This is a genomic window from Ensifer sp. (genome assembly GCF_035999185.1).
In the GTDB taxonomy this organism is placed as follows: domain Bacteria; phylum Pseudomonadota; class Alphaproteobacteria; order Rhizobiales; family Rhizobiaceae; genus Ensifer.
The window spans coordinates 1-13,230 of the sequence record NZ_DASYHB010000032.1; the positions used below are offsets into that span (position 1 = coordinate 1).

Consider the following 13,230-nt stretch of genomic DNA (forward strand, 5'->3'; position numbering starts at 1 on the left):
CGACGGCGAAGGGAGCAATCAGAAGCGCCACACCGATCACCAGTGCGATTCCAATGAAAATCGCGATCGGAACGTAGGAACCGAGAAGTTCAGTCATTGTTATCCGTCCCTGCCTGCGGGAGGGCGCATGGGAGAGCGCCAGAACAACAAATCTCGCAGGCCGAAAAATATGTTGCAACGCCGGAGTGGTTAGCGCAGCCCGCGCCCGCGCGCAAGCCTTTAGGGGCCATTTAAACCGGTTCACGACACAGGATCAAACGGGCTGTGTCGGCAAAGCGCGGATTTGCGGGGCAGCGTCGACTTTACCGTAAAACAAACGCACGCGAGACAGATTGCCGCAGTGCACAATCGGACCCTGAGGCCAACACGATTGAAGAAGGAGGTAGAGTGGGAAAGTGGCGCGAGTGACGGGGCTCGAACCCGCGACCTCCGGCGTGACAGGCCGGCACTCTAACCGACTGAGCTACACCCGCGCATGATGACCGCGAACGATCATTTTTACCACCATCGGCATCCCTTGAGAACGCCTTAGGCAGTACCAGATCAAGAGTGGCGCGAGTGACGGGGCTCGAACCCGCGACCTCCGGCGTGACAGGCCGGCACTCTAACCGACTGAGCTACACCCGCATCATCTTGACTTGGTTGGAGCGTTTCCGCCCCGCATCGAGCAGCAGCGCCGTTCGATGAGCGGCTAACTAAGCGGTTCGACTTGGGGTGTCAAGCGTGTTTGAAGACAAATCCGCGACGGAATGAAAAATGATCCACAGGGCAAGAAAATGATCGAATTCGAAACAGAGCAATGACGGCCACCATCCCCTCCTAGGTCACATTGCAAGGTCGTCGCCTAATTCACCGCACGTGCACGCGTCACGATTCTCCGATCTCCCCGCCCTCACATTGCCTCCCTCCCCCATAGACCCATGTTGGCCTGCGATCCGCACTTTTTGTCCACAAGCGCGAACCCCGGCATTTCAGGGCGTCGCGCGACCGCCAACAAAAAAAAATCATAAAAACGATACAAATGCTCTTGCGGTTTTTTTCGGTTACGCCTAGATCACGGCCACCGACGCGGCGGACTGATCCGGTCCAAACGCGGAAGGGCGATTAGCTCAGTTGGTAGAGCGCCTCGTTTACACCGAGGATGTCGGGAGTTCGAGTCTCTCATCGCCCACCACTTCTTCCCTTGGAATTTCGACACATCGGCATATTTTCAATAAGCGTTTGCGCTTTGCTTTCGCCGTCGCCATGACGCCCATTGTTTTTGAAAACGGACGCTGTGCGGCGCGTGAATCAACCGCTCTCCACAGCCACGACGACCAGAAACGCCGATACCGACGCGCCTCTCCGTGAAGCCCAAAGGCTTTCGTCCGTAGGACAGGTCTCCGCCAACGACACTACCCGCCGCGATACTGCTCATCGCTGACGTGCTCCAGCCAGTCCGCAGCCTTACCATCGAGCGCTTCCTGGATCGCAAGATGCACCATGGCCGTATCCGGTGCGGCGCCGTGCCAGTGTTTTTCGCCCGGAGCAAACCAGACGACGTCACCCATGCGAATCTCGCGCACGGGGCCACCCCAGCTTTGCGCGAGGCCGCGTCCGGCGGTCACAACCAGGGTCTGGCCGAGCGGATGCGTGTGCCAGGCGGTGCGGGCGCCCGGTTCGAAGGTAACGCTGACGGCGCGCACCCGTGCCGGTTCCTCAGCCTCGATTACCGGATCCTGCCGAACCGTGCCTGTGAAGTAATCCGCCGGTGCGCGCATCGACGGTCTCGATCCACTCGGTATGATGTCCATCTCTCGTTCCTCCAGGTTGCGTCGATTCTGTCCGGTGGGAAGATGCCGCACCAAACACGCCCTCCCGAGCCTGCACGGTCCCCACTATAGCCTGTGGATTGTGGCACTCGGGCAGGCTTCGCGGGCTATCTCGCACAGATGCTCGTGGTGGGTCAGATAAATGACCTGGCCGACACGTGCCATGTCCGCCATTTGCTCGAAGGCGCGGCCGGCACGCCCATCGTCAAAGGTCTCCATGATGTCGTCGGCGATGAAGGGCAGCGATTCGCGCGCTGCGGCAATCTCATGATAGCCCGCGATTCTTAGCGCCAGATAGAGCTGGAAGCGCGTGCCCTTGGAAAGATCCCGAGCGAGCTTCGATCCTCCAGCAGCCGCATTGGCGATCAGGAACTCCTGCCCCTTGTCGGACTGGGCCGACAGGCCGGAATATTCACCGCCGCTGATCCGGCTGAAAGTCTCCGACGCGCGGCGCATCATGGCGCTGCGGTGTCGCTCGCGAAAGAGCCGAAGCGCCGTTTCCGCGGCAATCACACCGGCCCGCAGCCGCAGGTAGGCCAGTGCCTTGCTTTCGATATCGAGAAGCAGCGTCCGCCGCTTCTGCTCGAGTTCCGCAACCGTATCGCCGCCTTCGACATCCGCGAGCGCCCTTTCCTTCTCTCGCATGTCCGTGTGCAATTCACTGACGTCGCGATCGCAATCGTCGAGCGCCGCCTCCAGTCGCCCCAGCTCCAGCCGGGCTGCCGCGTCGTCGAGCGCGTCAAGCAACGCCTCCGCCTCTTCACTCGCAGCGACGCCCAGACAGGACGCGAGATCCGCCTCCGTATCGGCAATGCGTTGGCGCAGACGCTGTTGTTCACGCGCGCCCTCAAAATGCTGCGAAGCCTGGTCGAGCGTATCGCAATCGAAGAACTCGAGCACCGATCGCCTGCGCACCGCATGGAGTTCGCGCTCAGCGCTTGTGGCACGCCTTTCGTCATCCAATCTCGCGAGTTCGGACAGGAGGGTGGCCCGGCGATCCGCGAACCTCTGTGCCGTCTCGACACGCGCCTTCAGTGACGCAAGGATGGCAAGGGGGTCACCGCTCGCAGACGGTCCGGCGAGTTCGCTGACGGCGCGCGCGAACGCCGCCTGATCTTTGCGCATGCCGGCGATGCGATAGTCGAGATCGGACTTACGCTGCGTCAGCTTGTCGAGATCCTGCAGCACGGCCAGCATCGGAACAACCGCTTCTGGCGAAAGCGGCTCGTCAAGCTCTGCAAACCAGCGCTTGGCAAGAAGATCGCGCCACTGTCCCTGCCACGCCGCCGTTTCGCTCTCGGCAATTTCCAGCGCCCGACGCCGACTTTCAAGCACGGCAGCACCCCGCTTGGCCGCATCGCGGGCAGCGTTGTGCGTGCCGGCCGCGATCTGCGCGCGCGAAATCGTCTGTTCCGCGATGGCCAGCAGCCCGTCCAACCTGCTCGGCAGTCCATCGGCGAGCCCAAGGCTTGCCAATTCCTCCTGCAGCGACCGGACCGCTTCTGCTTCTTCGGCCCGCGCTTGATCAAATTCCAGCCGGACCGAGCGCAGCTGTGCGCGCAAATCGAGAGCATCGAGGCGAACGGCCAGCCACGCCTCCAGTTGCGGCAGAGGGATGACGTTGGGTAAACCACATGCAGTCACTGCCGACGCGAGTGCCTCAGCCTGTCTTTGCGCATCGTCGCGCAGTTGGTCACCCTGGCTGCGTAGTACGCCAAGGCGTGCGCGTCGCTCGGTCATCGAAAGTGCCAGGCCTCGCATCTCAGCCAGCCTTGCGGCTTCCGCGAGACGAAGCGCGGTAGCGCCGTCATCGTCTCCCATCGCCTGTTCGAACGCAGTGGCCGTCTCCTCGGTAAGCGCGGCCTTATGCCGTTGCCATGCGTCGTCTCGCGTGCGTCGCAAAGCAAGCGAGGCAAGATCGTCCAGCACACCACTGGCGGCTGACAACTCGGCAAGCCGCGCCTCCTCACCGGCAAAGAGTTCCCGCTCGGCCGCTAGGCGATCAGAAAGGCGCGCCTGCCGTTCTACTTGCGCCGCGAACGACAGACGCCAGGCATCGAGCGTTCCCGCTGACGGTACGCCGAGCGCAAGCAGATCGTCGGCGCTGCCGCAAAACGGCTTTAGCAGCACCATCTTGTCGGCAAGTTCGGCTTCCAGCCTAGCGATTGTCTGCAGCGCCGACTTCTGGCGCATCAGACAGTCGTTGCGTCGCCAGAACGGCAATCGCTGCGCAAGTGCAGAGACGTCCGCGATTCCCTCCTTGTCGCCAAGTTCTGCCAGTTCGCATTCAGCCGCACGCGCTGCCGCCATGGCGTTGGAGACCTCCTGATGCGCTGATGCGACGCGCTCGGCCAAGGCGGAGTGCCGCCGGGCGAGATCCTGTATCTGGGCTCCGGTGCCGGCCGGCAGCAGCAACGTAGCGGGGTCGCGGTCCGCCGGCTCTCCAAGCCGCAGCAGGCATGCGCTGATTTCCGCCGTGACCTTTACGAACTCTTCCACGCGCGACGGCATATCGCGTGCGGCGGTCACGTAGCGGGCATCAAGTGCCGTCTCCTGGATCGCGACCAGGCGCTCGGCCAGGCACAGAGCCTCCCTGTCCTCAGGCAATTCCTCGATTGCGTCGCGACGATACTGCGTCTCGCTTTCAATCTGCCGCAGCTTGACGTCGATCTCCCCCTCTTCGCGCCGCAGCGCCGGCAATTCGCTCGCCCACTCGGCCGGTGGCGGCGGCAACTGCGTGGCGCTCGCCAATTCCACCCGGAGTGCACGTAACCGGGCGTGATATGGCAGGGCTTCGATCTCAGCTCTCAGGCGATCGCGCGCGACCCTGAGTGAAGCCCGGCGCGCGATGACCTCCTCGTGACGTTCGCGCGCCTGCATCTGCGACTTGCGCAGAGCCGCGTATTCACGTGCGTTGATATCGAGAGCATTCCGTTCGACTCTCAGAGCTTCCAGATCGCTCTTCAGCTCTGCGAGCTGATGCTTGCGCGCCTGTGGCCGGTAGAAGGCGTCGGCCTGCCCGCGCAGGGCCGCAAGGATTGCCGCGCTGTCCGGCAGGCCCGAGCTTGCGGAAAAGAGCAGCGACCCGAGTTCGCCTTCGCTCTTCAAAATCGCCTCGCCACCCTTCTCGATGCTCTCGTCATCGAGCGAGAACATCATCTGGTAGGTGTCGCGATCGATCGCGCCCAGCACGCCGGAAAGCAGGTTGTCGGGCAACGGCTGATCGTCCGCGCCAACCAGCGAATTTGTCTTCCGCTTGATCCGGAAAGCACGATAGCTCCGACCGGCGGCTTCGATCGTGCCGCCCACCCGCATTGTCTGATAGGGGTGCAGGAAACCGTAGGAGCTCGAATGCTCGATGCCGAAGAGCAGATCCAGGAAGCCTGAGAACAGGGTCGATTTGCCGGCCTCATTCGGGCCGTAGACGATGTGCAGGTCGGGTGTGCCTGGGGTCGTTTCGCCAAAATCGAGGCGTCGATCGGTGAACTTCCCGTAACGGACGAGATCGAGTGCGCGCAGCCGCATCAGTGGATGCCCTCGCCGGCGCCGCCGCCATGGAGGTGGGCAAGCACCTCGGCGCCTCCCGACGCACCAGCCTCCAAAGCTAGTCGCTCGGCCGCTTCTTCGTCCGGAGCCAGCGCCTGGCGCAGTTCAGGCGGCAGCTGCTGCAACACTTCGTCGACGGCTGCGCGGACCTCCTGTCGAAATCCGTGGGCCGGCAGAACATCGGCCTCGACGAGGGCCGCAAGCTCCTCGACCGGATCGAGCGCGAAACCCGGTTTCTCAGATTGGACGTTCCGGCAGGCGAGTTCGACCTTCTCGACCCAGCAGCCGGCGATCCCGGCCGCGATGTTGTCAATCTCCGCCCGCAGCAGATCTGCGTCGCGACGAAGGCGCCAGGCCAATGATGTCGCGCCGGTCAAGGTCAGACGCAGAATAACGTTTTCCGCCGACGTTTTGCCGCAGATTCCCGAGAGCGTCTGCCTGACGGCATCCAGCATATCGCGCCACTCTGACAGATCAGTAATGTCCACCAGCGTGCGCTCAAAACTGGCGATGCCGATCGGCTGCTCGACAATGCTGATCCGGCCATCGTCATCCACGGTGACAAGCGTCACCCCCTTCACCCCCGCCTCGTTGACGTCACGGCCCTGCGGCATGCCCGGCATCACGACAAAGGGGCCGGTCGCATGAACCTGACGCTGGTGAATGTGACCAAGCGCCCAGTAGTCGAAGCCATGGTCTACGAGATCGGCAAGGCTGCAGGGCGCGTAAAGATCGTGACCCGCCGCACCGGCAAGGCTGGTGTGCAGCATGCCTATGTTGACTGCGCCCGAAACCGGCGGCTGGAAGGCCGGCAGGAGGCTCTCCGGCGCGTGCGGACTGGCGAAGCTGACGCCATGCACATAGACATCGCGACCGCCAGCCAGCGTCTTGGCAAGAACGGCCTTTGCCCTGCCCTTGAAGACATGGGCCGATGGCGGCAGGGTCAGTTCGTTGGTGACCTGCGACTGCGCATCATGATTGCCACGAATGATAAAGACGCGCACGCCCGCCCCGTCCAGCCGGCGCAATTCGCCACCGAGAAAAAGGGCGGTGTTCATCGACGTCTGGCTGCCGTCATAGAGATCGCCGGCGATGAGAAGCGCATCCACCTGCTCGGCGATGCAAAGATCGACGATCTTGACGAAGGCGCGCCTTGATGCGCCGCGCACGGTCTCCGCGAGATCGGCGTTTCTAAGAGCGAGGCTGCGAAGGGGCGAATCGAGATGCAGGTCTGCGGTGTGGACGAAGCGGAAGGGCATCGCCGACCATGGCCCGGCAAAAGGGCGCCCGTCAATCGGTGGCAGTGCTTCATCCACGCGGGAGATGCACCGCCGCCGGCAAGCATATTTCAGACGAGGAAAGTAAAGCCGGAACTAATACAAGTGGAGGCCCTGGCACTGGTTAAACTCATTGGCCGAGATTTGACGTCAGAGTACGTGCAAATATCAGATTATACTCACTTTAATCGATTAGGGCTTTTGTAACATCTTCTTCGCTAGGTTTGCGCCGGCTGCGTTTCCAAGCGCGTCCAGGCACCGGAATGATTCCTGCTTCGGCATCCGCTCCGTCATGACGATCAAGAGCTGGAATGACTTAATTCAAGTACAGTTTTACGGACGGCCGTCCTTCCGGGGGTACCTATGTCACGGCTCAAGATTTCGCACACACTCATTGCCCTTTTCCTCGTGGTGGCCGTTATCGTTTCGGCGCTTGCCGTTGCCTCGCTCGGCGGCATCAAGATGATGAACGATCGCAACAACGAGATCGCCACCACCTGGCTGCCGCGGGTCTCGCTTTCCCGCGCGCTCGAAACCCAGCTTTCCGACACGCGCATGGCCTTTGCGCGCCACCTGATCTCGCTGACCCCTTCGAAAAGAAGGCTGCTGAAAAGGTCATCGGCGAGACCGCCGGCGGCTTCAACAAGCTTGCTGACGAGTATGCGGCGCTGATGGTCACCGATGCCGACAAGGCAGCATTGGACAAGGTGCGTGCCGCCTATCAGGCCTATACTTCCGTCGCTGACGGCATGGTCAAGCTTTCCAACAATCTCGAAAACATGAAGGCGCAGAGTGTCTTCAAGGTCGAGATGCGCGAGACGGAGAAGCAGGTCGACGACGCGATCAAGGAGATGCGCGCGCTCAATATCGCCGGCGCAGACGCCGCCGTTGCCGCGAGCTCGGCAACGCACGACCAGATCCGCATGATCGAGATCGGCGTGATCGCCCTTGCCGGCATCATCGTGCTTGGCGCAATCCTCTATGCCGTTCGTGGCATTGCCCGACCCATCCAGGTCATCACCCGCTCGATGGCCCATCTTGCCGAAGGCGACACCGACAGCACCATTCCCTACGGCGCCCGCAAGGACGAAATCGGCGAGATGGCCCGTGCCGTCGAGGTCTTCCGCCAGGCGGCGATCACCAACAGGCACCTTGAAGCCGATGCCCAGGCGCAGCGTGCCAAGGCGGAAGCCGATCGCGTGCGGTTGACCGAGGAAGCGGAAGCCGCGGCACAGCGTCGCCTCCAGGAGGCAACCGCCGGTCTTGCGAGCGGCCTACGCCGCCTTGCCTCCGGAGATCTTGCCTTCCAGCTCAACGAGCCCTTTGCGCCCGACTTCGAGCAGCTTCGCCACGACCTCAACCAGGCCGTCGCGCAGCTTGCCGACACGCTTGCTGCCGTTTCGGCTGCCTCCGGCAGCATCGACAGCGGTGCCCGCGAAGTCAGCCAAAGCGCCGACGACCTGTCGCGTCGGACCGAACAGCAGGCAGCCTCGCTCGAAGAGACCGCTGCCGCCCTCGACCAGATCACCGTCAACGTCGGCAATTCGTCGAAGCGCACCAACGAAGCCCGCAGCGTCGCCGGCCAGGCAAACGAAAGCGCCCGCAAGTCCGGCGCGATCGTCTCAGGCGCCGTCGATGCCATGGGCCGCATCGAGCACTCGTCGAGCCAGATCTCCAACATCATCGGCGTCATCGACGAGATTGCCTTCCAGACCAATCTGCTGGCGCTGAACGCTGGCGTCGAGGCCGCTCGCGCCGGTGATGCCGGCAAGGGCTTCGCCGTCGTCGCCCAGGAAGTGCGCGAGCTTGCCCAGCGCTCCGCCAAGGCGGCCAAGGAGATCAAGGATCTGATCCGCAACTCCACCGTCGAAGTCGAAAGCGGTGTCCGGCTCGTTCGCGAAACCGGCGAAGCGCTGCGCACCATCGAAGGCTTCATCGTCACGATCAACCAGCATATGGACGCGATCGCGGTGTCGGCGCAGGAACAGTCCGCGGGGCTCTCCGAAGTCAACACCGCCGTCAACCAGATGGACCAGGTGACCCAGCAGAACGCGGCGATGGTCGAGGAGGCCAATGCGGCAAGCGCGACGCTGGCGCAGGAGGCCGGTCGTCTGCGCGACCTGATCGCGCGTTTCACATTGGTCGAGGCTGCCGGCTACGCACAGCCGACCGGTTCGTCACGTTGGGCTGCCTGACGCCAATTCACCTTGGTTTGCAGCCAGAAATTCTTGTGACTGCAAATGAAACGGCCGCCAGCAATGGCGGCCGTTTCTTTGTTACCGCCGGACTTACCGTGAAACGCCGGAGGTTTCTGTCGACAAAGGCGGCAATTGTAACTATCACTAATGTTACTGCCATTTCACATGGCACCTCATGAAATTCCAACGACGATCATGAAGAAGACATTCGAAGTTTCCGACCGACTGTTCGAACTCTACCATCGGGTTCACCGCCTGGTGAACGAATCGATGACCGAAGAAGGCGTGTCTCTGGCGCGCAGCAAGTTCCTCTTCTTCCTGAGCAAGCTCGGCCCCTGTCGCTCGACCGACATCGCCTGCGCGCTGAACTTTGCGCCGCGCACGGTTACCGAGGCCATTGACGGCCTGGAGCGGGACCGACTGGTCATGCGCAAGCCCGATCCGGAAGACCGGCGCGCCAAAATCGTCTCGATCACCGAAACGGGCCGCATCGTGCTGGAAGCCGCCGAGCATCCACGCAAGCAGCTGCTCGAGGAAATCTTCTCGGCCCTCGACGATGAAGAGCTTGACGCTCTCTACGACATCGTCGGCAAGCTGGTCGACCGGACCGACGATATCCGCAAGCGCAAGGACGAAGAAGACGCAGCGCAGGTCGCTGTCGCCCGCTGACGACGTTCCTCCGACCGATCAAAACCATCTGGAAATAGAAAGAGGCCGGGACATCATGTCCCGGCCTCTTCCGTTTTCTCCGGGCGCGAACGCTTACATCGCGTTGATAGCACCGATGGAGAAGAACAGGGTTTCGCCGGAGCTGTCGTCGACGCCGTCATTGTCCGTCACGACATAGCCGTTGCCGGCGGCATCGACCGTAAAGCCTTCGACCTTGTCGACCACGTAGCCGTTCAGCGCCTTGAGATCCGGAATGAGGTCACGAACCTCTTCCTTCTTGACGACAGGCAGTTCGCCACCGAGGGCCGCCGGCTTCAATTCACTCAGCGCCACGCGATAGATCTTCTTCAGCTTGGCCGCCTGGCCGATCTGGTTGTCGCGCTCGATGATGTAGACGTAGTCGCCGCTCACGGAAATCTCCGAAAGACCGACCCAGCCGTCGCCGGCTTTTTCCAGCGGGTAGCGGACCGCGCCCCACTCTTCGCTTTTCAGGTTGTAGGAGACGAGCTTGACGAAGCCCTTCTCGTCGTCCTTCCATTCGCGCTGCACGGCCATCCACAGCGTCTGGTCGTCACCTTCGCCGACGACCGTGATGCCTTCGAAGCCGAAGCGGGTTTCGCCCGCACGCAGCGCTTCCGGCAGGGCGATCTCCTTCTTGATCTCGCCCTTCTTGTTCACGTGGAAGATGGCATGGCTGTAGAGCTTGTCGGAATTGCCTTCGGAGGCGAGCCAGAAGCCCCCTTCTCCGTCATTGGCGATGCCTTCGATGTCGAGCTTCTGTGCCGGTGCGCCATCGCGGGTAATCGCCAGCGCCTCGGTGATCAGCGCCGGCTTTTGCGTGGCGTCTATGGTGTAGATCGTCGGCTGCGACGAGAAGACCGAATCGTTGACGGCGCGCAGAAAGCCCGGCTTGTCGGCAACAGCGGCAAGACCCGAAAGCGCACCGAAGCCGATCGGCAGACCATCCTTCTCGGCAGACCGGATCTGCGGATAGGCAGCTTCACCTTCGCCGCGCTCATAGATCATGACGTGCGAGCGAGCGCCGCCGTCTTCGCCGAGGTCCACCTCGTTGGCGGTGGCAAGCAGGTTGCGCGACGGGATTGCGACCGCCCCCTCCGGCGAGATGCCCGACGGCAGCAGCTGAAGCAGTTCGGGCTCGGCGCCGGTGTCCTTGTAGACGCCGACGACGGATGCGCGTTCGGCCAGCACGAAGAACAGATTGTCGTCGCCGAACCTAGCGGCCTCGAGGCCCTCCGGCTCCACGCCCTTTGCCGACGAACGCTTCTCCGGATAGTGGCCGATCGATGCGACCGCATGTTCGAAGCTTGCTCCTGATTCGAACAGCACCTTGCCGGTCGTGTCGAAGATGGTGAAGCCGCGCGACCCGCCTTCGTAGTCGCCTTCGTTGGCAACGACGATGCGGTTGTCATCAAGCCACTTCACGGCGTCAGGCTCGCGCTTGCGGCCCGGCTGCTCGTCCTTGAAGGCGATCGCACCGTTGCGCTTGGTATCGATGTTCTTGAGGTCGACGGAGCCGGCAGAGAAATGCGTCTTCACCGTCGCGGTCTTGCCGTCGATGATGACGATGTGGTTATTCTCCTGTAGCGTCAGCGCGATCTCGTCCTTGCCGTTGAAGGAAACGAATTCCGGCTCCGGATCGTCGCCGGCAACTTCGGAAAGGCCGGTCAACGTCACGCGTTTCAGTGATCCGCAATCGGCGACGCCATCCTTCAGCGACAGGATTACCAGGTCGCCGGCCGGCATCTGCGGGATCTTGCCGTCGTTCACGTCCTCGTCGCGCTCGTTTTCAATGGCGATGGCCGCCAGAGTGCGATCCTTGTTGACGGCAACCGAATCCGGCTGGCCACCGAGTTCACAGCTGACATCCACCTTCTTCGACGCAAGATCGACCACCGCGAGGAAACCCGAAGGCTTGACGAAGCTCTCGCGCGTGTTGACTGCGACCAGCGCCTTTGAGCCGGCAACGGTGACCGAGGTGGGCTCGCCTTCGAAGGCGACGACGCCGGCGGACTTCGGCGCCTTGGCGTCGGTGATGTCGATGAGCCCGACACGCTTGCCCGGGCTGTCCGAGTAGATCAGCAGGTTTCCGTCTTCACTGGCCGTGATGATTTCCGCGGATGTCGGAGCCTTGCGCTGGTCGCCCTCCGGCAGATTGTCAGCCACTGCGAAAGACGCAATGCGTTTGAAGACGGGCTCGGCGGCGGCCGGAAATGCGGCTGAAGCGAGAAGGACGGCTGTGAGCGCCGTCACGCGCGATACGATGGTCATGAAATCCCCCATGTGCCAACACTGAAAAACATGGGGGTTCTGCGCGATGGCGATGACAGCCGAATGACAGCCACCGGGTTATGCACCGTTCAGGTTGTGACCGTCTTCCGCTCGCGCCGTAACTCGTTGCGCATGATGAACAGCGAGGCGCCAAGGATGAGGGCCGCCCCGAGCCAGAGAAGGCCGGTCGGCGCGTAACCGAAGACCAGCCAGCCGGCAAAAACATTGAGCGGCAGCTTCAAATCGTCGAATGGTTGCACGTAGGCCGCGTCCGCGACCGTATAGGCAAGGGTCAGCAGATACTGCGCGAAAACGGTCAGGACACCCGCAAGCACGAGAAGCCAAAGCGTTTGCCCGCTCGGCACAGCAAAGCCGGCCGTCAGCGCGATCGCCCCGTTGATCGGGGTCAAGAGCACCAGGAGCCAGATGGTGATCGTCTCTGGACGTTCCCGACCGGTCAGGTTCTTGGTGATCAGCGACGACGCCCCCCAAAGCAGAGCGGAGACAATCGGCAGCAGGGCAGCCCAGGTAAAACTGTCGGACCAGGGTTCCAGAATGATCATCGCGCCGGCAAAGCCGACGGCGGTCGCAGCCCAACGCGCCGGCCCGACGCGCTCACCAAGAAACAGGCGGGCGCCGAAGGTGATGAAGAAGGGCGAGGTCATGACCAGCGCGATCGCCTGCCAGATCGGCACATGCGCAAGGCCGGAGACCCAGGCCCCGACGCCGAATGCGGCGAGCGCCACACGCACGACGTGACGCCAGGGGTATTCGGTCCGCATTGCCGAAAGCCCGACCCGCCACAGGAACGGCAGGGAAAAGAGGAACGCGAAGGCATATTGCCAGAACGCCATCGACGCCGCAGGAAAACCGAGCTTCATCGTCAGCCACTGGGTGACCACGTTGAGGCCGGCGAACGCGACACCAGCGAGCACCATGAAGCCCGCTCCGGCCAAGGCACGCGAGGAAGAAAAACCGAGGGAAGTCTGATTCATGTCATGCAACCTGAGAATTGGACAAACACAAATCAGGACGCATGAGCGCAACGCACGACGCCGGGCATCCCTGCCCTTCGTGCCAGCGATCATTCTCTTTCATCCGGACTATGACCGTCGGCTCCGGAATTGCACCGGATCTGCTGACCCCTTCCCCGTTTCAGAAGAAGGGCGCTCGCGGGCTTGAGCTTGACGCCCTTACCGCCGGTGGGGATTTTCACCCCGCCCTGAGAACGGGAAAGCCGTAGAGCAATTGGCAGGAGGCCGCAAGGGCCGCTCCGAAACGCGAAAGGGGTCCGGCTTTCGCCGAACCCCCGAATACCTGGACTGCCGGCCTCGTGTCCGGCCGCCAAGCAAATCTCATCAGCCGTTGACGGCATCCTTCAGGCCCTTGCCGGCCGTGAACTTCGGCACGTTGCGCGCCGGGATGTCAACTTCCGCACCC

Annotated in this window: 6 protein-coding genes, 3 tRNA genes, 4 pseudogenes and 1 riboswitch; of the genes and pseudogenes, 4 read left to right on the forward strand and 9 right to left on the reverse strand. The window is 62.4% G+C overall.

The annotated features are described in order from the left end of the window. From VGO04_RS03165 to VGO04_RS03175, 3 genes and pseudogenes are all read right to left on the reverse strand, one after another. Window positions 1-97: pseudogene (locus VGO04_RS03165) on the reverse strand (NADH-quinone oxidoreductase subunit A); the annotation flags it as partial. 299 nt (window positions 98-396) lie between these two features. Next, a tRNA-Asp gene (locus tag VGO04_RS03170) sits at window positions 397-473 on the reverse strand. Window positions 474-550: 77 nt separating this feature from the next. Continuing rightward, window positions 551-627: transfer RNA gene (locus VGO04_RS03175), tRNA-Asp, on the reverse strand. Window positions 628-1,098: 471 nt separating this feature from the next. On the opposite strand from VGO04_RS03175, the gene VGO04_RS03180 reads away from it, so the two are divergent. Beyond that, a tRNA-Val gene (locus tag VGO04_RS03180) sits at window positions 1,099-1,174 on the forward strand. Window positions 1,175-1,394: 220 nt separating this feature from the next. On the opposite strand, the gene VGO04_RS03185 is transcribed toward VGO04_RS03180, so the two are convergent. From VGO04_RS03185 to VGO04_RS03195, 3 genes are all read right to left on the reverse strand, one after another. Further along, window positions 1,395-1,793 (reverse strand): (R)-mandelonitrile lyase, encoded by a 399-nt coding sequence (locus tag VGO04_RS03185; RefSeq protein WP_327494512.1) that lies wholly within the window; start codon window positions 1,791-1,793, stop codon window positions 1,395-1,397. An 84-nt stretch (window positions 1,794-1,877) separates the two neighbouring features. Then, window positions 1,878-5,336, reverse strand: a complete 3,459-nt coding sequence (locus tag VGO04_RS03190) for an AAA family ATPase (RefSeq protein ID WP_327494513.1) — start codon at window positions 5,334-5,336, stop codon at window positions 1,878-1,880. Beyond that, window positions 5,336-6,616 (reverse strand): exonuclease SbcCD subunit D, encoded by a 1,281-nt coding sequence (locus VGO04_RS03195; RefSeq protein ID WP_327494517.1) that lies wholly within the window; start codon window positions 6,614-6,616, stop codon window positions 5,336-5,338. Before VGO04_RS03195 ends, VGO04_RS03190 begins: the two co-directional genes overlap by 1 nt. Before the next feature lie 381 nt (window positions 6,617-6,997). On the opposite strand from VGO04_RS03195, the pseudogene VGO04_RS03200 reads away from it, so the two are divergent. From VGO04_RS03200 to VGO04_RS03210, 3 genes and pseudogenes are all read left to right on the forward strand, one after another. Next, window positions 6,998-7,479: pseudogene (locus tag VGO04_RS03200) on the forward strand (MCP four helix bundle domain-containing protein); the annotation flags it as partial. A 24-nt stretch (window positions 7,480-7,503) separates the two neighbouring features. After that, a pseudogene (locus VGO04_RS03205) lies at window positions 7,504-8,829 on the forward strand (methyl-accepting chemotaxis protein); the annotation flags it as partial. 198 nt (window positions 8,830-9,027) lie between these two features. Continuing rightward, window positions 9,028-9,501, forward strand: a complete 474-nt coding sequence (locus VGO04_RS03210) for a MarR family transcriptional regulator (RefSeq protein WP_327494514.1) — start codon at window positions 9,028-9,030, stop codon at window positions 9,499-9,501. Between the two features lie 93 nt (window positions 9,502-9,594). Here the strand turns inward: VGO04_RS03210 and VGO04_RS03215 are convergent, their stop codons facing one another. The 3 genes and pseudogenes from VGO04_RS03215 to hupB all read right to left on the reverse strand — a co-directional run. Next, window positions 9,595-11,802 (reverse strand): esterase-like activity of phytase family protein, encoded by a 2,208-nt coding sequence (locus VGO04_RS03215; RefSeq protein ID WP_327494515.1) that lies wholly within the window; start codon window positions 11,800-11,802, stop codon window positions 9,595-9,597. Window positions 11,803-11,879: 77 nt separating this feature from the next. Further along, window positions 11,880-12,785 (reverse strand): DMT family transporter, encoded by a 906-nt coding sequence (locus VGO04_RS03220; RefSeq protein WP_327494516.1) that lies wholly within the window; start codon window positions 12,783-12,785, stop codon window positions 11,880-11,882. Window positions 12,786-12,872: 87 nt separating this feature from the next. Then, window positions 12,873-13,024: riboswitch (FMN riboswitch) on the reverse strand. A gap of 124 nt (window positions 13,025-13,148) precedes the next feature. Further along, a pseudogene (gene hupB, locus VGO04_RS03225) lies at window positions 13,149-13,230 on the reverse strand (DNA-binding protein HupB); the annotation flags it as partial.